The organism is Sphingomonas sp. GCM10030256 (genome assembly GCF_042666415.1).
In the GTDB taxonomy this organism is placed as follows: Bacteria; Pseudomonadota; Alphaproteobacteria; order Sphingomonadales; family Sphingomonadaceae; genus Sphingomicrobium.
In genome coordinates this window covers 151,229-172,771 of sequence record NZ_JBHTDI010000002.1, presented here as the reverse complement: position 1 = coordinate 172,771, position 21,543 = coordinate 151,229, and the positions used below count along the sequence as shown (strand labels likewise).

Below are 21,543 nucleotides of genomic sequence, written 5' to 3'. Positions count from 1 at the left end.
CAATCACCTTTCGTTTGGGCGGGAAGCGGGAGGGGGAGCGGGCTCGATCTGTTCCTCGACCGTGACGGGGGTCTGGGTCTGGGTGGAAGCCTCGTTCATGCGCCGGGTTTCCGTCACCAGGCCGGGAATACCGCGCAGCGGCACGTCCATCGCCTGGCTGATCAGGTCCGTCGGATCACGGAAGCCCTTGGCAGTGGCGATCAGCGCACGGAAGGGCCCCTTTATGGTGACGTTGAACTTGAGCGGCAGCTTGCGGGTGAACGAGCGCAGGAAGCGCGCACTGCCGGTCTCGCCCAGCGCAACCTGGTCGATGGTCAGCCGGGTCGCGAACTCGCCCGCCAGGTCGCCGTCCAGCCGGATGATCATCGACCGGTAGCGAAGCTCCCGCAGCGCATCGAAGGCGAAATTGGCGGCGAAACCCAGGTTCGCCCGGTTCACCACCCCGGTATAGCTCAGCATTCCGCCCGGCTGGCGCGACACCAACCGCCCGCCGACGATCCGGCCGCCGCTCTCGTCGAAGATCATCGGCAAAACGCCGTCGAACTTGCCGGTGAAGCGGATGTCCGGGAAATTGAAGCTCTTGACGAACAGGTCGGCATCGAAGCCCACGACCTCGAACGTCAGCCGCTTGGCCGATGGCTTGCCCAGGTTTAGCACCGTCTCTCGCAGGATCAGCTCGCCGCCCATGAACGGCCAGCGGCCGCCCTGCACCCGGACCAGCTGTCCGGGCAGAAGCTGATAGGTGATCACCCCATCTTCGACGAGGATACCCGGGTTGATCGAGGCGATCTGAAGGGTCTGCCCCGGGGCGGTCGCAAGACCCAGCAGGTCGGAGAAGCGGATGGTGCCCTTGATCCCGGTGACCGGGCCGAACGCGGCCGCGAGGTCGAGGTTTTCGGTGCTGAACTCGCCGGTCGAGGTTACGCCGCCCGTTCCATTCCAGGCGATGCGGCCCTGGCCGAACACCGTCCCATTCACCAGCGCGACTACTCCTTCCGTCAGGCGGGTCAGCTCCTCCGGCTGCAGGCCCGGGCCAAAGCGGATGCCGGGAACATCGAGCAGCGCGCTGCCAACACCTGTGCCGAGCCGGTGCTCGATCCGGACATCGGCAACCCGCGTGCCGCTGCGCGGATGGAGCAGGCTGCCGTTCGCCGCGATTCGGTTGTCCGCCAGAGTGAAGCGGATGTCGTCGCTGCGCAGCGGATAGAAGCGCGGGTTGGGGTTGCGGTCGATGACGGTAAGGTCGCTTTCGACCGACAGCCGGCCGCGATAGAACAGCCATTCACCGTTGGCCTCGCTCAGCAACAGGGGCACCCGCCCAATCACGCCATCGGCGCCGGTAAAGGCGCCGCGGATGCCGCTGCCTTCGAAGGTCCCGTTCAGCCGCTCTGCATTGAGCAGGATCGGCGCCTCGGCCCGCCCCAGCCGTGCCCTCACCCCATTCAGCAGGAAATTGCGCGAGCCGGTCAGAGTGGCGCTCGCCGAGCGCAGGTCGAACGGCGACGAGCCCAACCGGCCCGCGAGGGCGAGGTTGCGCGTGCCTGCGCCGAACGCAACTCCTCCGCCCGGCTGGCGGAACACGATCGCCCGGCCGGTTGCGCACACCGGCAACGATGTCCGGCCAAGGTTCAACGCGCCCACCTGCAGCGACTGGAAGCTCGTGTTGAGGCAGCCGCGGCCGAACTCCAGCGACTGCCCTGGTCCGATGCGGCCATTCAGCGGCACGCGCAGGCCCGCGATGCGGCCGTTGGACAAGGGTCCATCGAGCAGCGCCACCGTGCTGATCGCCGTTGAACCGTCGCGCTGGGCGGCAAAGCGGATCGGAGCCATCGCGAGCCGCGCCCCGCCGGCCGCATAGGGCGCGATCAGGACCGTCCCGCTCATCGGTGCACCGCTGCGCGGCTGGCTCAGCGCCATCCGGGTGGTCGGCAGCCCCCCGCCCTGCGCAGCGATTTGCGTGTCGATGCGGATCCGCGATCCGGGCCAGTAGTAAGTGACGCCGTCCCCGCCCGCGATCTGCACCCGGGCACCAGAGGGACTACGGACATTGGCGCGCTCGATCCGCACCGCGCCGCCGCCGGGGAAGTTCACCAGCCGCAGCCCGCCGGCCACATCGACGTTTTGGGTCGCGCCGCGCAATGCCTGCTCCATCGCCTTGCCCAGCGGCTCCAGCGGCGTGCCGTCCAAGCCCGCCAAGGCGCCGGTGAGATTCCCGGTCATGCTCGGATCGATGTTGACGCGGTTGGCGGCATAATCCGCGACCAGCGCGACGTTCGCCTTGGCGGCGTCGAGCGAATAGCTGCCCTCCAGCCGGGTCCGGTTGGCGGTGATCTGCGCCAGCCGAGCGTCTCGCGCCGACAGGTCGATGGTCCCGAGGATCGAGGTCGGCCGTCCGCCAAAGGTCAGGTTGGCGTTCAGCCCGGTGAGCGCATTCACCCCCGCCACCAGCGAGCCTGCGCTCATCCGACCACGGCCGGTGAACCTCTCGAACGCCTCGCTGAATCGCGCATCCAGGTCGAACCGCGGTTCGGCGATAGCGAGACGGCTGGACGGGCAGCTGAACCGGTCCGCGCTCAACGGGCCCGAGATCCGCGGCCTCCGCGCGGCGATGGCGATTCCGACCGCCGCGCGCATGTCGACCAGCTCGCAGCGGCCCGGCGCGAGCCGCGGGCTCGTCGCGGCGAGCCGTCCGCGGAAGCCGCCGGTCAGGTTGCCGCTCCCCTCCAGCGCCACTCCGAGTGGGCCGAATGGCGTCGCCAGAGAGATGGAGGTGTCCGCCACGTCGACGGACACGTCGGGCAGGGTGAATGGCTTGCCGGTCGGCGGCGGCAGCAGTCGGTCAAGCTGCCCCCAGCTGATCCGCCCCTTCTGGAAACGGCCGTTCAGCCTAACGCCCCGGGCGACGATCCGGAAGATCTCGACCGACCCGTTCCACTTGATCCGCATCTGCACCTGGGCGACCCGGGCGGTCAGGTCGGGACTCTGCGGATCGCCGATGACCAGGTTGCTGACCTGCTGGGTGCGAAGGCCGATCCGGTCTAGCCGGTACGTCGCCTGCACCCCACGCTTTTCCAGCTCGCGGGCCAGGATGTCACCGGCGATCGGGCGGCGCTGGGTCCACACCAGCAGCAGTGCCGCGGCGAGCAGGCCGAGCAGCGCGAGCAGGGCCCAGCCGAACAGACGAGGCCAGCGGCGCCGGCGCGATACGCCAAGCTGCCCCTCGGTCGCGGTCTCGCCCGAGTCCCCGTTCATCGACGCCACACTGCCATCACTGCGAAACTAAACCTCGCTTTTCTCCAGCCGTTCCGCACACGGCACGAACCGCGTTGCACGATCCGCTGCTTGTTCCTAGCCTGTTGCCCATGGGCGACAACTCGAACGATGCCGGCGGCCACCGCGCGCGGCTGCGACAACGGCTGCTGGACGGAGGCGGAAATGCCCTCCTCGACCATGAACTGGTTGAATATCTGCTGACTCTCGCAATCCCGCGCCGCGACACCAAGCCCTTGGCAAAGCGGCTGATTTCCGAAGCCGGGGGGATCGGACCCTTGCTACAGAAGCCGCCCGAGGTGCTTCGCCGGGAAGGTCTGACCGACGGGGTGATCGGCGCCTTGGCGATCGCACGCGCCACCGCAGAACGACTGCTCGAGACACGGATTGAGGAGCGGCCGATCCTGTCGAGCTGGGATTCGCTCCGCGACTACCTCACCGCCACCATGGCTAATCAGCCGGTCGAGGAAGTACGGGTGCTGTTCCTCAATGCCCGCAATGTCCTGATCGCCAACGAGGCGATGTGGCGCGGATCGGTCGATGAGGCGGCGGTGCACGTCCGGGAGGTGATCAGCCGCGCCATCACCCTTGCGGCCACGGCGATCATCATCGTCCACAATCACCCGAGCGGCGACCCTTCCCCAAGCCAGGCCGACCTCCGCCTGACCCGCGACCTGATCGACGCCGGCCGGCACATGAAGGTCAAGGTTCACGACCATGTGGTCGTCGGCGCGAGCGGGCGGACCAGCATGCGAGCGCAGGGGTTGATCTAGGAAGTTGAGGTGACCGTATGTTCTTTACGGCCATGATGCTTTGCGAAGCGCCAAACCGTGTCCAGCACGCGACAATCGCTGAGTGGCCGCATTGTCTAGTGTAAAACTAGAGTATAGAACTTCTTCCAGAAATGGGAGAGCAGTGATGGGTCTCGTCCGCACCATTCCACCGCCAAGCACAGCAGTACGAGCCTCTTGGGAATCTCATACCGACCTGGAGCTTCTCACGTTGGTGACCATCAACTCCCGTCCGCTTGGCGAGTCCGACGATGACGGTAGGCTGCCTTTTGCCACAAGAGTGAGGTGGCAGCTTTGCTTCGCGACCGTCGGTCTAGCCATCAATGTAGCGATTGTTTGGCTGGCGCTGGGCTTGATCCGCTGATCGGAGCAACTTAGCGGCGGTTCCGCAAAAGTCCGCGCCCACCAGTGCGGATATATGCCTCCCTTCGTTGCAGCCTCCGCGCGCTCCTGCTAGCCGCGCGCCCATGATTCCCCGCTATTCTCGTCCCGCCATGGCTGCCATCTGGGAGCCGGAGAACCGCTTTCGCATCTGGTTCGATATCGAAGTCTATGCCGCCGAGGCGATGGGCGAGATCGGGATGATCCCGGCCGACGATGCGGCGAAGATCGTCGATGCGCACCAGCGCGGCGTGATCGACCCGGTGGACGTGCCGGCGATCGATGCGATTGAGGCTGTGACCAAGCATGACGTGATCGCCTTCCTCACCTGGGTCGGCGAGCGCATGGGTCCGGAAAAGCGCTATCTTCATCAGGGCATGACCAGCTCAGACGTGCTCGACACCGCGCTTTCGGTACAGCTTAGCCAGGCCGCAGACATCCTGCTCGACGATCTCGACCAGCTGCTCGCCGTGCTGAAGCGCCGCGCGTTCGAGCACAAGCTGACCCCGACCATCGGCCGCAGCCACGGCATCCACGCGGAGCCGGTGACCTTTGGCCTCAAGCTCGCCCAGGCGTACGCCGAATTTGCCCGCTGCAAGACTCGCCTCGAGCATGCGCGGGCGGAAATCGCCACCTGCGCCATTTCCGGTGCCGTCGGCACCTTCGCCAACATCGACCCGCGGGTGGAGGAGCATGTCGCCGAGCGGCTGGGCCTGACGCCGGAACCCGCGTCCACGCAGGTGATCCCCCGCGACCGCCATGCCATGTTCTTCGCTGTGCTGGGCGTCATCGCCTCCTCCATCGAGCGGCTGGCGGTCGAGGTTCGCCACCTCCAGCGTACCGAGGTGCTGGAAGCGGAGGAATATTTCTCGCCGGGCCAGAAAGGCAGTTCGGCGATGCCGCACAAGCGCAATCCGGTGCTGACCGAGAATCTCACCGGCCTCGCCCGCATGGTCCGCAGCGCCGTTGTCCCGGCGATGGAGAATGTCGCTTTGTGGCACGAACGGGACATCAGCCATTCGTCGGTCGAACGCTTCATCGGTCCCGATGCGACGATCACGCTCGATTTCGCGCTGGCGCGGCTGACCGGGGTGATTGACAAACTGCTGGTCTACCCGGAGCGGATGCAGAAGAACCTCGACCGGATGGGCGGCCTGGTCCATTCGCAGCGCGTGCTGCTGGCCCTCACCCAGGCCGGGCTCAGCCGCGAGGACGCCTATGCCCTCGTCCAGCGCAATGCGATGAAAGTGTGGGAGTCGGACGGCCAGCTGTCGCTGCTGGACCTGCTGAAGGCTGACCCGGAGGTCACGGCCGCGATCCCGGCCGACAAGCTCGAGCAAAGCTTCGACCTCGGCTACCACCTGAAGCAGGTGGATACGATCTTCGATCGGGTGTTTGGCTCGACTTTGTCATCCCGGCCTTGAGCCGGGATCCGACTTCTTCTTCGGAGTAGCTGAGGCAAGCAGACCCCGGGTCAAGTTTGGGGTGACGTTACCCCAACATTTCCTTGATTCGCTTGAAGAAGCTCTTCGACGCCGGGCATTCGTCGCCGGTCTCTGTCTCGCGGAACTGAGCGAGAAGCTCCTTCTGCTGCTTGGACAGCTTGATCGGCGTCTCGACCAGGATGCGCGTGACGAGGTCGCCCCGGCCACGACCGTTGACGATGCTCATCCCCTGCCCGCGTTGGCGCAGCGTTTCGCCCGATTGGATACCGGCCGGAACCTTGATCTCGATCGGCTTGCCGTCGATCCCGCACATGGTAATCGCCCCACCAAGCGCGGCGGTGGTGAAGCTGACCGGGCAATCGGCGACTAATGTTGTCCCGTCCCGTTGAAAGATTGGGTGTCGCTTCAGGTGTACGAACAGGTACAGGTCGCCATTGGGGGCACCGCGCACCCCCGCCTCACCCTCACCCGCAACGCGGATGCGGGTGCCTTCGTCGACGCCTGCTGGAATCTGGATCGATAGCTGCCGCCGCTTGAGCACCCGGCCCTCGCCGTCGCATTGCGGGCACGGATCGGCGATCGTTACGCCATGGCCGTGGCACGACGGACAGCCGCGCTCGACCGTGAAAAAGCCCTGCTGGGCACGCACCTTGCCCATGCCGTTGCAGGTGGTGCAGGTCTTCGGCTTGCTTCCTCCGCGGGACCCGTCGGCGCCGCACGGTTCGCACGGCTGCAGGGTCTCGATATCGATCGACGCGCTCTTGCCGGCGAAGGACTCCTCTAGGCTCAGCTCCAGGTCGTAGCGCAGGTCGGCGCCGCGCGCGGCATTCTGGCGCTGGCCGCGCGGGTCCATGAATTCGCCGAAGATCGATGAGAAAATATCGGAAAAGCCGTCGAATCCGGGTCCGCCGCCGCCGTTGCCGCCGAAGCCGCCGTTCTGGAATGCGGCCTTGCCGAAGCGGTCGTAGGCGGCACGCTTCTGTGGATCCTTGAGGCAGTCGTAGGCCTCGCTGATCGCCTTGAAATGCGCTTCCTTGTCGGTGCAGCCGCCGTGCCGGTCGGGATGGCAATCCATCGCGGCGCGACGGTAGGCCGACTTGATCGTCGCCCCGTCAGCCCCGCGCTCCACTCCGAGCAGTTCGTAATAATCAGTATCAACCATGACGGTTCATGAAACCCCACCCAGTCCCGCACGGCCTGAGCCTGTCGAAGGCCTGCCTCTCTTCATTGCGGAAGAGAAGAACAGCCCTTCGATGAGCTCAGGCCATACGGTCATGACCGTTACGCCTTTTTGTCTTCGTCGACTTCGGAGAATTCCGCGTCGACGACGTCTTCCTGGCCGGCCGAGGAGCCGCCATCGGCCGTCTCGGCTCCAGCCGCACCCGACTCACCGCCGGCAGCCTGGCCTTGAGACGATTCGTAGATCGCCTGCCCAAGCTTCATCGCCGACTGGGCCAGCGCCTGCGCCTTCTGGTTCATCGCTTCCGCGTCGCCGCCCTCGACCGCAGTCTTGGCTTCGGCGATGGCGGTCTCGATCTCCGTCTTCACTTCCGCGCTGACCTTGTCGCCATGCTCGGCAAGCTGTCGCTCGGTCGAATGGATCAGGCTTTCGGCCTGGTTCTTCGCCTCGGCTCCGGCCCGCCGCTTCTTGTCCTCTTCGGCGAACTGCTCGGCGTCCTTGACCATCTGCTCGATGTCGTTGTCGCTAAGGCCGCCCGAGGCCTGGATGCGGATCTGCTGCTCCTTGCCGGTGCCCTTGTCCTTGGCCGACACGTTGACGATGCCGTTCGCATCGATGTCGAAGGTGACCTCGATCTGCGGCACGCCGCGGGGCGCGGGCGGAATGCCGACCAAGTCGAACTGGCCGAGCATCTTGTTGTCCGCCGCCATCTCGCGCTCGCCCTGGAAGACGCGAATGGTCACGGCATTCTGGTTGTCGTCCGCCGTCGAGAAGACCTGGCTCTTCTTGGTCGGAATGGTCGTGTTGCGATCGATCATCCGGGTGAACACACCGCCCAGCGTCTCGATGCCGAGGCTCAGCGGAGTCACGTCCAGCAGCAGCACGTCCTTAACGTCACCCTGCAGCACGCCCGCCTGGATCGCTGCACCGATGGCGACGACTTCGTCCGGGTTGACGCCGGTGTGCGGCTCCTTGCCGAAGAAGTCCTTCACCACTTCGCGCACCCGCGGCATGCGGGTCATGCCGCCAACCAGCACCACTTCGGCAATGTCGGCTGCCTTGACGCCTGCATCGGCCAGCGCCTTGCGGCACGGCTCGAGCGTACGGTCGATCAGGTCGCCAACCAGCTTCTCCAGGTCCGCGCGGGTGATCGCCTTGACCAGGTGCAGCGGGGTCGTCGCCCCACCTTCCATGCGCGCGGTGATGAAGGGCAGGTTCACTTCGGTGGTCGAAGCCGACGACAGCTCGATCTTCGCCTTCTCCGCGGCTTCCTTCAGCCGCTGCAGCGCAAGCCGGTCCTGCTTCAGGTCGATCCCGTTCTCCTTCTTGAATTCGTCGGCCAAGAATTCGACGATCTTGGCGTCGAAATCCTCACCGCCGAGGAACGTGTCGCCGTTGGTCGACTTCACCTCGAACACGCCGTCGCCAATCTCCAGGATCGACACGTCAAAGGTACCGCCGCCAAGATCGTAGACCGCGATCGTCTTGCCGTCGTTCTTCTCAAGCCCGTAGGCGAGCGCCGCGGCCGTAGGCTCGTTGATGATGCGCAGCACCTCAAGCCCCGCGATCTGGCCAGCGTCCTTGGTCGCCTGGCGCTGCGCGTCGTTGAAGTAAGCCGGGACGGTGATCACCGCCTGTGTGACCGTCTCGCCGAGGTAGGCTTCGGCGGTTTCCTTCATCTTCTGCAGGATGAAGGCGCTGATCTGCGACGGAGAATAGTCCTTGCCGCCCGCGCCGACCCACGCGTCGCCGTTCGGCCCGCGAGTGATCTTGTACGGAACCAGCTCGGTGTCCTTCTTGGTGATCGGATCGTCGAACCGGCGGCCGATCAGCCGCTTCACCGCGAATACGGTATTGTCGGGGTTGGTGACCGCCTGGCGCTTGGCCGGCTGCCCGATTAGGCGCTCGCCGTCCTTGGTGAACGCCACAACGGACGGCGTCGTGCGCGCGCCTTCCGCATTCTCGATAACCTTGGGCTTGCCGCCCTCCATCACCGCGACACAGCTGTTGGTCGTGCCGAGGTCGATCCCGATCACTTTCGCCATAGTTTTCTCTTGCCTTTCATTCGCCCCCGGACGCCCATAAAGGCACGCCCGAACTCACTGTTTCGGCGGCGATATAGGTGGCGCTCGGCGCGCAACAAGGGTGGCGAGCACCGGCGTTGCCTAGCCGCAACACCATCGTCTTTGCAGGGCGTTAACCAGCCTTGGGCTAGCGCGTCCGAGTGGCAAGCGCTTCTTCTCTCCACCCGCCGCGAACCAGCGACGCGGCGTCCTGGGCGATGCTGTCGGGCCTCGCCGTCTCTCTCCTGCTGGTGCAGTTGCGAGCCCCGCTGGCGATCGAGCCGGCCGGGCTGCTGAAGCTGGTTGTGGCGAGCATCACGCTTGCCGGCGCGGCGATCTTCTACTCCCGTTACCGGCCCCGTCCCGCCTTCGCCGCAATGTGCGTCGGGCTGATTCAGGTGCTCCTGTTCAGCGCGCTGGCCGCCCTCTTGTCCTACGCGTTGGCGCGGGAGGGGGGCGCCTTGTGGGACAGTCGGCTTGCAGGATGGGACAAGGCACTCGGCTTCGACTGGCTCGCCTACGTCCGCTGGGTGGATTCGAAAGCGTGGCTGGCCGCGACCTACCGCGCAGCCTACGCCTCCCTGATCCCACAGGTGATCGTGATCGTGCTGGTGCTCGGCTTCACCGGCCGGGTTGCACTGATGCGCGCCGTGCTGCTGGCGGCGATGATCAGCGGCACGGCGATCGTGATGCTGTCATCTTTGTTTCCCGCGGTCAGCAATTTCGTTCACCTCGGCCTCAGCGCAGCGGACTTCGACCATGTCGATCCGTTCGCCGGCTACAGCCACCTCAGCCACTATCAGGCCCTGCGAAGCGGCATGCCGCTCACCATCCGCCTGCCGGAGATGCAAGGCATCATCACCTTCCCCAGCTATCATGCGGGCCTCGCGACGGTGACCTTCTGGGGGTTCTGGCGCAGCGGCTTACTGCCCATGCGCGCCGTCGGCTGCACCACCGCTGCGCTGACCATCCTGGCAACTCCAGTGGATGGCGGCCATTATTTGGTCGACGTGCTCGCCGGCTGCGCGATCGGATTCTTGAGTATCGCTATTGCGGAGCGAGCGGTGCGCTGGGCCCCGGCGCTCAGCCTCACAGCATCGCCATTCCGCCGTTCACGTGCAGCGTCTGTCCGGTAACATAGCCGGCCTCACGGCTGGCGAGATAGACCACCGCCGCCCCGATGTCCTCGCCCGTCCCCATCGCCCCCATCGGGATCTTGCCGAGGATCGCTGCCTTCTGCTGATCGTTCAGCGCCTCGGTCATGGCTGACGTCATGAAGCCGGGCGCGACGCAATTCACCGTGATGTTGCGGCTCGCCAGTTCCTGTGCGACCGCCCTGGACATGCCGACCAATCCGGCCTTGGACGCGACGTAGTTCGCCTGGCCGGGATTGCCGGTCGCCCCAACAACCGAGGTCACCGAGACGATGCGCCCGAACCGCGCCTTCATCATCGGCTTGGCCGCGGCCCGCATCAGCCGGAACGCCGCTTCCAGGTTGATCCGCAGGACCTCCGCGAACTCCTCGTCCTTCATCCGCATCAGCAGATTGTCACGGGTGACCCCCGCATTGTTGACCAGGATGTCCAGCTTGCCCCCCAGTGCCTCGACCGCCTGCGGCACCAGGGCGTCCACCGCCGCACCATCCGACAGGTTGCACGGCAGCGCCACATGAGCGCCCCCCAGCGATCCGCGAAAGCCCTCCAGCTTGTCCGCATTGCTCCCGCTCACCGCCAGCCGCGCGCCCTGCGCCGCGAGCGCTTTCGCGATGGCGCTGCCAAGCCCGCCCGACGCACCGGTCACCAGGGCAGTCATTCCTGAAAGATCGAACATTCCATTCTCCGTCATGCTGAAGTTGTTCCAGCATCCATTCTTCGACGATCCGTGCCGTTCCCGCGGGCGGGTGGACCCTGAAACAAGTTCAGGGTGACGGCTAAGCCAACTCCCGCGTCAGCGCTTCGACATCGTCTATCGACACCACGCTCGTCACCTTCGCATCCGGCGCGATGCGCTTGACCATCGGGCCGAGCACCTTGCCGCCCAGTTCCACGAACTCCTCGACACCGGCTTCCGCCATGTTGGCGACGCTTTCACGCCAGCGGACCAATCCGGTGACCTGGTCGACCAGCTGGCTGCGGATGGTGTCCGGGTCGCTGGCCGCAGCCGCTGTGACGTTGGCGAACAGCGCCACCGCCGGAGCTTCGACTACGACCTGGCTCAACGCGTCGGACATCTTCTCCGCCGCCGGCTGCATCAGCGGGCAGTGGAACGGGGCCGACACCGGCAGCAGAACGGCGCGTTTGGCGCCCATCTCCTTGGCCAGGGCAATCGCCCGCTCGATTGCCCCCTTGTGCCCGGAGATGACCACCTGGCCCGGATCATTGTCGTTTGCGACCGTGCACACCTCGCCCTGTGCCGCCGCCTGGGCAATCGCCCGCGCCTTTTCGACATCCGCGCCGAGGAGCGCCGCCATCGCGCCCTGCCCGACCGGCACCGCGGCCTGCATCGCCTGGCCGCGCAGTTTCAGCAGCCTGGCGGCCGTCGACAGGTCGAACGCTCCCGCCGAGCACAGAGCGGAATATTCGCCCAACGAATGGCCGGCGACGAACTGCGCAGCTTTGGCAAGATCGACCCCGCCATCGCGAGTCAGCGTGCGGAACACGGCGAGCGAATTCGCCATGATCGCGGGCTGCGCATTCTCCGTGAGGGTCAGCTGATCCTCAGGCCCTTCGCGCATCAGCCGCGACAGCGCCTGGCCGAGCGCTTCGTCCACTTCCTCGAACGTGTCACGAGCCGTGCGACTGGCCTCGGCAAGCGCGGCGCCCATGCCGACGCTCTGGCTGCCCTGCCCCGGAAACAGAAATGCGCGCATGGTTCTCCCCACAAATCGCCGAGCCGGGCGGTTAAGCCCGCCCGTGCCGATTGCCAAGCCACGAGGCGAGTGCGAAGCGCAGCTAATGGATCAACAGGTCATCAGCTCCGCCGCCGTTCCGCCGCCGTCCAAGCGCCTCGGGCGGGGAATGAGCATGGCCATGGTGGTTGGGACCATGATCGGCTCCGGCATCTACCTGCTGCCGACCACCCTCGCGCCCTACGGCCCCAACCTGCTCGCAGCCTTTACGGTGACGATCTGCGGGACGATGTTCCTCGCATGGACCTTCGCGCGGCTGTCGGCCCGGATTGCAGGCGGACCGTTCCTGTATGTTCGCACGGCGTTCGGCGACACCGCGGCCTTCCTCACCTTGTGGAGCTATCTCATCTCCCAATGGACGGGCGTCGCCGCGGTCGCCGTCGCGGTCGGCGGAGCCATCGGCCACGTGGTTCCGGGAGCCGCATCGGGCTTTAACCTGACCCTCGTCGCGCTGGCGTCGATCATTATCCTCACCGCCGTCAACCTGACCGGCGCCCGTTCGGCCGGCTGGGTCCAGGTCGTGGCGACCTTGATCAAGATCGTGCCTTTGGTGGCGGTCGTCCTGTTCGTCGCCGCCCGCCTCGGCGGCGGTGCGCCCGTCGAGCCGCTCGCGCCGGTCCCGCTGACCCTCGCCGGAATCGCCGCCGCCGCCGCCCTGATGCTCTTCTCGCTGACCGGGTTCGAAGCGGCGACGGTCACCGCCAATGTGACCGAGGATCCGGCCGACACGGTGCCCAAGGCGACCATCTACGGCACCGGCCTGACCGGCCTCATCTATCTCACCGCGACCGTCTCCACCCTGCTCCTCCTGCCGAGCATACTTGCGGCGAAAAGCAGTGCGCCGTTCGCCGACGCCATCGCCCCGATCTTAGGCTCGGCGGCGGGAGGCGCGGTTGCAATCATTGCAGCGGTCAGCGCGTTCGGCACCTGCAACGCGCTGCTGCTGCTGTCGGCCGAAGTCGGGCGGTCCATTGCCGGCGCCAACGACCTGCCGCCGCTATTCCGCCGCACCAACGCCGCGGGTGTCCCGGTCGGTTCACTGCTCGTGGGAGCCACCGTGGCCGCGCTGCTCGTGCTCGCCAGCACGTCGGACAGCTTCGTTTCAGTCTACGTGTTCATCGCCTTGGTCTCGACCGTCGCCTCGCTGATCCTCTACGTCGCATGCGCGGCGGCGGCGATGAAGCTCAAGGTCGCGGGGCGTTGGCCGCTGCTTGCTCTGCTCGGCCTGTTTTACGCGCTGGCGATGTTCGTCGGCGCCGGGTTGGAGGCAACGCTCTGGGGCGTCGCACTGGCGCTGGCCGGCCTGCCGGTCCGCTGGCTATCCCGCCGCTTGGCCCGTCCCGACGCTCAATAGCCCATCAGCGCCAGCACTTCCTTGCGGCTGCGTTCGTCCTCGCGGAAGGTGCCCATCATTCGGCTGGTGGTCATCATCACGCCGGGCGTTTGAACGCCGCGCGCCGTCATGCAGGCGTGGCTGGCCTCGATCACCACCGCGACGCCCTTGGGCTCGAGATGCTCCCATACACAGTCCGCGACCTCGGCCGTCAGCCGCTCCTGCACCTGCAACCGGCGCGCGAAGCCGTGGAGCACGCGGGCCAGCTTGGAGATGCCGACCACCCGGTTGCCCGGCAGGTAGGCGATCGCCGCCTTGCCGATGATCGGTGCCATGTGGTGCTCGCAATGCGATTGGAAGGGTATGTCCCGCAGCAGCACGATCTCATCATAGCCGCCCACTTCCTCGAAGGTGCGCGACAGGTGCAGCGAAGGGTCCTCGCGGTAGCCGCTGGCATATTCTTTCCATGCCCGCGCAACCCGAGCCGGAGTGTCGAGCAGCCCCTCGCGATCGGGATCGTCGCCGGCCCAGCGGATCAGGGTCCGCACCGCTTCAGCGATCTCCTCGGGTACCGGAATCTTCGGGACCGGCGCGATCAGGTCGCCATCGTCCGGAGTGCCGTTCATTTCCCAAGCTCCCGCTGTATCGTCTCGGCCACGGCCGCCGCCTGGCCGCGGATGTCCGGGACGGCGACGATTTCCCAGTAACGGCCCTTGGTCATCGGTCCGACCGCCCACAGCCGGTCACCCGCGCGATCGCCGCTGTCCACGTTGAGGCCCATGCCAAGCTCGTCCACCGCGATGGTTTGGTCGCCCAGCAACTGTCGCAGCAGCGGGTCGGCCGTGCGCTTAATCTCTCCAAGTGGACCGGTGCAATTGACCGCCAGCGCAAACCGCTCGCTGACCGCCTCGCCGCGTCCACGACGAACGATGCTCGCCGCGATTTGACCGTCCTGCTCCGCCAGCGATGCGATCCGCCCGGCAACGATCTGCAGCCGCCCTTCCGCGACCAGCGAGGCGATCCGTTGCGCCACCTGCGGTGCGATCCGGTGCCGGTGCACGTCCCACCACGGCCGAGCGTGCCGCAGGAAGCGCCTTTTCTCGGCCGTTGAAAAAGCCTGCCACAAGGCCTGGCTGTGCGGGCGCAGCGAGTCCACCGCCGATCGCCAGCCAACCTCTCCACCCCGCCGCCGAAGCCAGCGGCACAGCGCCAGCGCATTGCCGGTCGGCAGCTCGTCCGCGCCAACGCTCGACGCTTCGTTTGGAGCATGGGCACGCGGGATCTGTCCGCGCCGGGACAATGCCACGATCCGTCCCCGATGCCTGGCGGCATCGAGCGACAAAACCGTATCGATCATCGTCAGCCCGGTCCCCAGGATCAGCACATCGCCGTCTTCCTCGACAGCCCGGGCGAGCGCGGAGGCGGCGCTTGCCGTCCACGGATTGTTGACGAACAGCTCCGGCCGCAGTCCGGCTGCCACGGCCATCGCTGCGGGCGGCTGGTTGCCGTTGGCGAGCACCATCACCGACGCCGCCACCTCGCGGCCATCATCCAGTCGAAGGACCCACCCTGAGCCATTCCGCTCGGCGGACACACAGCCGCTGCCGATCCGCTCGACGCCCTCCGCCGCATCGAGGATCGCCCCGAGATAGCGACCGAACTGCCGCCGTTCCGCGAACGAACCGCCGTCGTCGGCAAGCCAGTCGGCAAAATCGGCGGGCTTGTCCGGCCAGGCGCTCATCTTTGCCGCCGGCACGTTCAGCAGATGCGCGGCCTCCGTCGTGGAATAAGCCACCCCGCGGCCGATCCGGTCGGCGCCTTCGATCAGGCACACCGCCAGTCCGCGCCGGGCGAGATGCACCGCCGTCATCGTTCCGGAAAAGCCACCCCCGACGATCGCCACGTCCGGCTGCGCCCGGTCAGATCTCATAGTCGGGCCAGGTCTGCGGATCGGGCGATCCGGCGCGGCGCTTCTGCATATGGTCGTGCAGCCGCACCACCGTCCGGCCCGCGGTCTCGGTGAACAGGCCGGGCACTACCGCGTGGACCAGGCAAGCGATGCCCGAACCGATCATCGCCGCTCCGATCCTGACCGCGCCAACGCCATGCTCGAGCCAGCTCATGCCCAGCGATCGCGGATGGTGGGTGAACAACCGGTTGAACATGCGCCTCGTCCATTCATTCGTCCGCCGAATCCAGGCGAACATGGTGACCCCGACAGGATTCGAACCTGTGACCTACGGATTAGGAATCCGGCGCTCTATCCTGCTGAGCTACGGGGCCGCCGCCACCGCCCTACAGGAGGCGGGCCGCGCAGATCAATTCGCTTCGTCCGGCGGCACTACCGGCAGCGGCAGCCGGGCGATCGGAACGCCCTCGTCCGCGAGTGACTTCGCTTCCGCCGGAGACGCCCGGCCATGGATAGGTCGGTGCTCGGCCTCGCCCAGGTGCATCGCTCGCGCCTGCTCCGGAAAGCCGTCCCCGACCCAGTTGCTATTCTCCAGCGCCTTGCCCTGCGCTGCCGCCAGTATCGCCAGCATCGCTTTGGGGTCCAGCGTCTCGCCTGCGCCGCGCACGGCCGGAGCCATGGGCGCCTTGGCGACCTCGCCCGATCCGCACAGCGGGCAGGTGACCAGGCCCCGCGCCTGCTGCTCGTCATAGTCGCGACTGGAGCCGAACCACGCTTCGAACACATGCCCGCCGGGCGTACAGCTGAGGTCGTAGACGATCACCGGACCACCTCCACCGGCGGCATCGGTCGGCGGTGGCTCAGCGCCGGCACCCGGCTGCGGACTTCCGCGATCCGGGTTTGGTCGACGTCCGCAAAGGCCAGCCCTGGCTCACCGCCCATCTCACCCAGCACCTCGCCCCACGGGCCCACGACAAGACTGTGCCCGTAGGTCTCGCGCCCGTCCTCATGCCGTCCAGCCTGCGCCGCGGCGATGACGAACAGCCCAGCCTCGATCGCCCTTGCCCGCAGCAGCACTTGCCAGTGAGCCTGCCCGGTCGGCACGGTAAACGCCGCCGGCACCGCAATCACCTCCGCCCCCGCTTCCGCCAGCGCCGCGAACAGCGCCGGGAAACGGATGTCGTAGCAGATTGCGAGCCCCAGCTTTCCGACCGGAGTTCCGTCGACCACCACCAGCCGCTCGCCGGCCCGGTACGTGGCCGATTCGCGCCAGCTTTCGCCGGTCGGCAGGTCAACGTCGAACAGGTGGAGCTTGTCGTACCTCGCTCGGACGCTCCCCGCAGAGTCGATCACGAACCCGCGGTTGACCAGCCGCCCGCCATCGCCCTTCAGCGCCAGCGAGCCGAGATGGACCCACAAGCCATCCACGCGCGCCGCCTCGCGCACTGCGGCCAGCACGCTATCCTCTTCCTCGCTGCGCACGTTGGCCGCCGACCGCTCTCGGTCGCGATCGAGCAATCCCGACATTTCCGGCGTGAACAGCATCTCCGCGCCGCTCGCCTTCGCGGCCCGCACCGCCTCGACCAGCGCATCGGCATTGCGCCGGGGATCGATGCCGCTCTGGGCCTGGAAGAGGGCAACCCGGGTCACGCCGCCAGCAATTCGTCCAGCTTGCCCTGCCGTTCCAGCGCGAACAGGTCATCACAGCCGCCGACATGTTTGCCGCCGATGAAAATCTGCGGAACGGTCATCCGGCCCGACCTTTGCACCATTTCCTCCTTCAACGGGCCGCCCCGCTCCACGTTATACTCCTCGGGCCGAACACCCTTTTGCGACAGCAGATGGGCCGCGCGCACGCAGTACGGACAGGTGGTCTTCAGATACATCTCGACTTTCGGCATGCTCACTCCTTGCTTCTCGACCTATGTAGGGCCGGGCCGCCGTTACGCCACCGTTGGGCGGACCACCCGCGCCCATGCAACCAGCTCAACGCTCGCCGCGCCATGTTTCTTCAACAGTCTGGCGCAGGCTTCCGCCGTGCTTCCGGTGGTGAACACGTCGTCGACCAGGATGATGCGCCGGCCCCGCACCTCCCCGCCTTTCCTCAGAGCGAACGCGCCGCCCACCGCCTTGCGCCGCGCGGCGACGTTCATCCCCTTGAGCTTGGGCGTTGCCCGGGTCCGGCGCAGCAGGTCGACCGCAACGCTGCGCTCCGTGGTCCGCGCCAGCGCCGCGGCGATCAGTGCGGACTGGTTGAACCCTCGCTGCCATAGCCGCCAGCGGTGGAGCGGCACCGGCACCAGCAAAGCGTCCTGAAGATCGCCCAGTGCCCGCTTCATGTACGCCGCCATGGTCCGCGCCAGGGCGGTCTTGCGGCCATATTTGAGCCGCAGCACCAGCGCCCGCGCCGTGTCTCCATAGGCCACTGCCGCACGAACCCGGTCGAGCCGCGGCGGGCTCGCCAGGTAAGCCCCGCAGGTCTCCGCGTCCGTCGCCTCCAGCGGTATGCCACAGGTCGAACACCCGCCCGCGCCGAGAAACTCCACCTCGCCCCAGCATTGCTGGCAGAACAGGTCGATTTCCGCGGTGATCGCTCCGCACCCGGCGCAGCGCGGCGGAAGCGCGAAATCCAGTGCGGCACGGCCAGTCTGTAGGGCAAGGCGAAGCGGGCTCATCGGCGCGCTTGTCCAAGTCCCCGCTCCGCCGCACAAGGCACCATGGCCGACGACCTGTTCGATCCGCACCTGCAGTGGCTTCGGCGCAACCGCGCCGAGCGCCAGGGCTTCCGCACTTTCCTTCACGAGCGGGCGATCGATGATCTCCTCGATCGTCTCGTCTACGTCCAGCGACGCTTCCGCAACGCACTGGTCGTCGGCTGTCCGCCAGGCCCGTTGCGCGATCAGCTCGGCCGCTGCGCCGGGCGCCTGCGCTTCGCCGACCGGGTCGAGAATGCCGGGACCGAAAGCCTCGGCCAGTTCGACCTCTGCATCATAGTCGGCGTGCTCGACACCGCCAACGACGTGCAGCTGACCCTGCGCCTGCTGGGCGCGATGCTGCAGCCGGATGCCTTGCTGCTCGGGGCGTTCGCCGGCAACGACAGCTTTCCGGTGCTCCGGGCCGCCATGCTCGCCGCCGACCAAGCGACCGGCCTTGGTGCGAGCCCACGGGTCCACCCGCGGATCGACGCGGCATCGGTCGCATCCTTGCTGCAAGCGGCCGGTTTCGTCATGCCGGTGATCGATATCGATCGGGTTCGCCTGCGCTACCGCCGCCTGACCGACCTTGTCGCGGACCTGCGCGGCATGGGAGCGACCAATGCGCTTGTCCGCCGCTCCCGCACGCCGCTCACCCGCACCGCGCTCGCCGCCGCCGCGTCAGCGTTCGATGCCGCGGGCGACGGTTCAGCGACCACCGAGACGGTCGAGCTGGTCCATTTCGCGGCATGGACGCCGCGCTGAATAATTGTTCCTAACGCCGCGCTAACGCCGCTTGCCGCATGCGTCGTTAACCGCGTGCGCTTACTCCGGGTTCGTGGACGTGGACCAGAGGAGGGTGGCGTGATCGCTATCCGGACGATGTTGCGCAGGTTGCGCTCCGACCAGCGGGGGGCGACGGCGATCGAATATGGCCTGATTGCAGCCCTGATCTGCGTCGCCATGATTGGCGGCCTGAGCGCGCTCGGCGGCGGTACGGGCGGCATGTGGGGCAAGGTCGACACGAAGGTCGCGGCCGCCTTCGCCGGCTAGGCAGACCCGCAGCCGGAGCCGCGAGCCCGCCTTCTGATCAACGCCTGCCGAACACAACCAGCTTGACCCGCTGGCCGGGCGCGAGGCGAGCGTTCACCGGAAGCCCGTTAAGCGACAGGAACCGCTCCGCCTGGAAGCTGCTGTAAGCCATCCGGCTCGCCAGCGATTGCACAGTGTCCCCTTGGCGGACCGTCACCACATCGATCACTCGCGGCCGGATTGCCGCCGCTTCCTGCGCGGTGATCCGGCGCAGGCTGTTCACCATCGACCCGAACGGCCCGACGCCGGTTCCGCCGCGGGTCAGCGTGGCGAAGTGGAACGCCGAATCCCGGTCGAACTGATAGGCAAAGACGCTGACGTCGACCACGCCGGACGAGGTCTGCGCCCGGCCGACGATGTAGCTCGTCGGGATCCCGTTGATCGTCGTCCGGCGCTGGTCGACCAGCTGGATCTGGGTCCGCCCGCCAGTCAGGTCCTGCAGCACGCCGCCGACATATTGGTCGAGGTCGCCGTTGAACTGGCGGGTCGAAAATTGCGCCTTGCCCGCCGCACCTTCGATGCTGACTGCCCGAGTGCCGTTCTGCATCAGGTAGCCAGTCGGCACGGTGAACTGCAGCCGCAGGTCGGGATGGGTGAAATTCCGCCCCTCGATCACGCCCTGAGCCGGATCGTCGTCGACGACGATGCCGTCGAGCTGGTTGAGGAACTGGTCGCGGTTGCGCAGGCCCTGGCCCGCGCGACCGGTGCGCTGCGCCTCGGCCGCGGCCTGCCGGGTCCGGTTCTCGGACAAGGGGTGGGTGCTCGCCCATTCCGGCGTGGAACGGCTGTCTCGCCCCTGCACCCGCGCTTCCAGCGCTTGCGAGCGGGCCAACGAGGCCAGCATGGTTGCCGACGCCGACGGGTCGTAGCCAGTGCGGGTCAAATAGCTGATGCCCAGCCGGTCCGCGTCATATTCCTGGGCGCGGGTGAAGCTCAGCGTTCGCAGCTGCGACCCGGTCTGCAGCGCCTGGCCGATCAGATTGCCGAACCCGCCGCCGACCACGCTGCCGAGGATGGCACCAAGAATGCCGCCGATCGCACTGGTCTGGGTCGCCCGCTGCCGCGCCTGGGCGTGATTGGCCGCCACGTGGCCGACCTCATGCCCCAGGACGAAGGCCAGCTCGGCCTCGTCGCCCATGATGCCCATCAGCTGACGAGTGATATAGATGTACCCGCCCGGCACCGCGAAGGCATTCTCCACCGCCGAGTTGAGCGCGGTGAAGCGGTAGGCCTGCGGGTTGACCCCGGACTGGCCCGCGATCCGGCGGCCAATGCTGTCGATATAGGCTCCGCGCGCGCCGGTCTCGGCGCCGCCGAACTCCGCCACCAGCGCCGGATGCTCCTTCTGGGCGTCCTGCACGTAACGTGCCGGAAGACCGCGATTTGAGGCCTGGGCCGACAAGACGCCGGGAGTGATTGCTACGGCCGCCGCAGTGGCGAGGAGAATGGTTCTACGCATGACGCTACCTTGCTCAGGATGGAATGTCGCCACCATGAACGGCAATGTTTCGGGTGAGTTCCGGTCTCCGGCCCCTAGCCGATCGCGAGGAACTTGGCCTGCCGCTGCTTCAGCACGTCCTCGCGGGACAGCGATGCGTAGCCATCCAGCTCTTCGACGATCGCCTGCTTGAGGTTGGCAATCGCTTCCGCCGGGTTACGGTGCGCGCCGCCGAGCGGCTCGGGGATGATCCGCTCGATGACGCCAAGGCCCTGCAGGTCCGCCGCGGTGATCCGCATCGCTTCCGCCGCATCCGCCGCCTTGTCAGCGGTGCGCCAAAGAATCGACGCGCAGCCTTCGGGCGAGATGACCGAATAAACCGCATGCTCGAACATCAGCACCCGGTTGGCCGCGGCAATCGCCACCGCGCCGCCCGACCCGCCCTCGCCGACGATGGCGGCGATCAGCGGCACCTTGAGCGCGAGGCATGTCTCGGTGGACCGCGCGATCGCCTCGGCCTGGCCGCGTTCTTCCGCCTGCACTCCAGGAAAGGCGCCCGGCGTGTCGACCAGGCTGACCACCGGCAGTCCGAACCGGTCGGCCAGACCCATCAGCCGGATCGCCTTGCGATAGCCTTCCGGCTTCGCCATCCCGAAATTATGGCGGAGCCGGCTGGCGGTGTCATCGCCCTTCTCGTGCCCCATCAGCAGCACCTTGCGCCCGTCAATCCGGGCGAGCCCGCCTACGATCGCCTGGTCGTCGGCGAACGCCCGGTCACCCGCGAGGGGCACGAACTCGTCAGTCAGCCCGGCCACATACTCCTTGAAGTGCGGCCGGTCGGGATGGCGGGCGACCTGCGCCTTTTGCCAAGGCGTCAGCCTGGCGTACGTATCCTTCAGCAGCCGGGTCGACTTGCCTTCCAGCTTGCCGATTTCCGCATCGATGTCGATGTCGCCATTGCTTGCAGTCTCGCGCAGTTCGGCGACGCGCGCGTCCAGTTCGGCGATGGGCTTTTCGAAATCGAGAAAGTTCCGCATGGC

At 67.0% G+C, this 21,543-nt stretch carries 20 protein-coding genes and 1 tRNA gene; 6 read left to right on the top strand and 15 right to left on the bottom strand.

Translation table 11 applies throughout. From position 1 onward, the window contains the following. Nucleotides 1-3: 3 nt before the first annotated feature. Entirely contained in the window at nucleotides 4-3,252 is a 3,249-nt protein-coding gene (locus tag ACFQPG_RS08610) for a YdbH domain-containing protein (protein ID WP_380812061.1), read from the bottom strand. A 110-nt stretch (nucleotides 3,253-3,362) separates the two neighbouring features. On the opposite strand from ACFQPG_RS08610, the gene radC reads away from it, so the two are divergent. Together radC and purB are read left to right on the top strand one after the other, a co-directional pair. Further along, a complete protein-coding gene (gene radC / locus ACFQPG_RS08605; protein WP_380812059.1) occupies nucleotides 3,363-4,043 on the top strand; it encodes a DNA repair protein RadC in 681 nt (226 codons plus the stop codon). Between the two features lie 485 nt (nucleotides 4,044-4,528). Beyond that, nucleotides 4,529-5,866 carry an adenylosuccinate lyase gene (gene purB, locus ACFQPG_RS08600; protein WP_380812057.1) on the top strand — a complete coding sequence of 446 codons (1,338 nt, stop codon included), beginning with the start codon at nucleotides 4,529-4,531 and terminating at the stop codon, nucleotides 5,864-5,866. 67 nt (nucleotides 5,867-5,933) lie between these two features. Here purB and dnaJ read toward each other — a convergent pair whose 3' ends face one another. Together dnaJ and dnaK are read right to left on the bottom strand one after the other, a co-directional pair. Further along, nucleotides 5,934-7,049, bottom strand: coding sequence for a molecular chaperone DnaJ (gene dnaJ, locus ACFQPG_RS08595; protein WP_380812055.1), 1,116 nt, complete (start codon nucleotides 7,047-7,049; stop codon nucleotides 5,934-5,936). A 119-nt stretch (nucleotides 7,050-7,168) separates the two neighbouring features. Continuing rightward, nucleotides 7,169-9,112 carry a molecular chaperone DnaK gene (dnaK, locus tag ACFQPG_RS08590; RefSeq protein ID WP_380812053.1) on the bottom strand — a complete coding sequence of 648 codons (1,944 nt, stop codon included), beginning with the start codon at nucleotides 9,110-9,112 and terminating at the stop codon, nucleotides 7,169-7,171. Nucleotides 9,113-9,291: 179 nt separating this feature from the next. Here dnaK and ACFQPG_RS08585 point away from each other — a divergent pair, with 179 nt between their 5' ends. Then, the gene (locus ACFQPG_RS08585) at nucleotides 9,292-10,266 is read left to right on the top strand and encodes a phosphatase PAP2 family protein (RefSeq protein WP_380812051.1); all 975 of its coding nucleotides are present in this window, start codon (nucleotides 9,292-9,294) and stop codon (nucleotides 10,264-10,266) included. Here the strand turns inward: ACFQPG_RS08585 and fabG are convergent. Both fabG and fabD read right to left on the bottom strand, forming a co-directional pair. After that, nucleotides 10,220-10,960 carry a 3-oxoacyl-[acyl-carrier-protein] reductase gene (gene fabG, locus ACFQPG_RS08580; protein WP_380812049.1) on the bottom strand — a complete coding sequence of 247 codons (741 nt, stop codon included), beginning with the start codon at nucleotides 10,958-10,960 and terminating at the stop codon, nucleotides 10,220-10,222. The two genes, ACFQPG_RS08585 and fabG, sit on opposite strands and share 47 nt — an antisense overlap. 100 nt (nucleotides 10,961-11,060) lie before the next feature. Further along, nucleotides 11,061-11,999 carry an ACP S-malonyltransferase gene (fabD, locus tag ACFQPG_RS08575; protein ID WP_380812047.1) on the bottom strand — a complete coding sequence of 313 codons (939 nt, stop codon included), beginning with the start codon at nucleotides 11,997-11,999 and terminating at the stop codon, nucleotides 11,061-11,063. Nucleotides 12,000-12,084: 85 nt separating this feature from the next. Here fabD and ACFQPG_RS08570 point away from each other — a divergent pair, with 85 nt between their 5' ends. Then, nucleotides 12,085-13,392, top strand: a complete 1,308-nt coding sequence (locus ACFQPG_RS08570) for an APC family permease (protein WP_380812045.1) — start codon at nucleotides 12,085-12,087, stop codon at nucleotides 13,390-13,392. Here ACFQPG_RS08570 and folE read toward each other — a convergent pair. The 8 genes from folE to ACFQPG_RS08530 form a co-directional block, all read right to left on the bottom strand. Then, nucleotides 13,386-13,997 (bottom strand): GTP cyclohydrolase I FolE, encoded by a 612-nt coding sequence (gene folE / locus ACFQPG_RS08565; RefSeq protein WP_380812043.1) that lies wholly within the window; start codon nucleotides 13,995-13,997, stop codon nucleotides 13,386-13,388. The two genes, ACFQPG_RS08570 and folE, sit on opposite strands and share 7 nt — an antisense overlap. Next, a complete protein-coding gene (locus ACFQPG_RS08560) occupies nucleotides 13,994-15,301 on the bottom strand; it encodes an FAD/NAD(P)-binding protein (protein WP_380812041.1) in 1,308 nt (435 codons plus the stop codon). The genes folE and ACFQPG_RS08560 overlap by 4 nt, the downstream gene beginning before the upstream one ends. Beyond that, complete coding sequence (locus tag ACFQPG_RS08555) at nucleotides 15,291-15,536, bottom strand: DUF6356 family protein (RefSeq protein ID WP_380812039.1); 246 nt, start codon at nucleotides 15,534-15,536, stop codon at nucleotides 15,291-15,293. Before ACFQPG_RS08555 ends, ACFQPG_RS08560 begins: the two co-directional genes overlap by 11 nt. 41 nt (nucleotides 15,537-15,577) lie before the next feature. Continuing rightward, a tRNA-Arg gene (locus ACFQPG_RS08550) sits at nucleotides 15,578-15,654 on the bottom strand. A 35-nt stretch (nucleotides 15,655-15,689) separates the two neighbouring features. Next, entirely contained in the window at nucleotides 15,690-16,103 is a 414-nt protein-coding gene (locus ACFQPG_RS08545) for a DUF1178 family protein (RefSeq protein WP_380812037.1), read from the bottom strand. Further along, nucleotides 16,100-16,930, bottom strand: a complete 831-nt coding sequence (locus ACFQPG_RS08540) for a carbon-nitrogen hydrolase family protein (protein ID WP_380812035.1) — start codon at nucleotides 16,928-16,930, stop codon at nucleotides 16,100-16,102. The genes ACFQPG_RS08545 and ACFQPG_RS08540 overlap by 4 nt, the downstream gene beginning before the upstream one ends. Continuing rightward, the gene (gene grxC, locus ACFQPG_RS08535) at nucleotides 16,927-17,181 is read right to left on the bottom strand and encodes a glutaredoxin 3 (RefSeq protein WP_380812033.1); all 255 of its coding nucleotides are present in this window, start codon (nucleotides 17,179-17,181) and stop codon (nucleotides 16,927-16,929) included. Before grxC ends, ACFQPG_RS08540 begins: the two co-directional genes overlap by 4 nt. Before the next feature lie 42 nt (nucleotides 17,182-17,223). Further along, nucleotides 17,224-17,955 (bottom strand): ComF family protein, encoded by a 732-nt coding sequence (locus ACFQPG_RS08530; RefSeq protein ID WP_380812031.1) that lies wholly within the window; start codon nucleotides 17,953-17,955, stop codon nucleotides 17,224-17,226. A gap of 42 nt (nucleotides 17,956-17,997) precedes the next feature. On the opposite strand from ACFQPG_RS08530, the gene ACFQPG_RS08525 reads away from it, so the two are divergent. Continuing rightward, nucleotides 17,998-18,738 carry an SAM-dependent methyltransferase gene (locus tag ACFQPG_RS08525; protein ID WP_380812029.1) on the top strand — a complete coding sequence of 247 codons (741 nt, stop codon included), beginning with the start codon at nucleotides 17,998-18,000 and terminating at the stop codon, nucleotides 18,736-18,738. A 117-nt stretch (nucleotides 18,739-18,855) separates the two neighbouring features. Further along, nucleotides 18,856-19,026, top strand: a complete 171-nt coding sequence (locus ACFQPG_RS08520) for a Flp family type IVb pilin (RefSeq protein ID WP_380813097.1) — start codon at nucleotides 18,856-18,858, stop codon at nucleotides 19,024-19,026. A gap of 37 nt (nucleotides 19,027-19,063) precedes the next feature. Here the strand turns inward: ACFQPG_RS08520 and ACFQPG_RS08515 are convergent, their stop codons facing one another. Together ACFQPG_RS08515 and ACFQPG_RS08510 are read right to left on the bottom strand one after the other, a co-directional pair. Continuing rightward, nucleotides 19,064-20,524: a M48 family metalloprotease gene (locus tag ACFQPG_RS08515; RefSeq protein WP_380812027.1), complete on the bottom strand. Its 1,461-nt coding sequence runs from the start codon at nucleotides 20,522-20,524 to the stop codon at nucleotides 19,064-19,066. Nucleotides 20,525-20,598: 74 nt separating this feature from the next. Further along, nucleotides 20,599-21,540 carry an acetyl-CoA carboxylase carboxyltransferase subunit alpha gene (locus ACFQPG_RS08510; RefSeq protein WP_380812025.1) on the bottom strand — a complete coding sequence of 314 codons (942 nt, stop codon included), beginning with the start codon at nucleotides 21,538-21,540 and terminating at the stop codon, nucleotides 20,599-20,601. Nucleotides 21,541-21,543 lie beyond the last annotated feature (3 nt).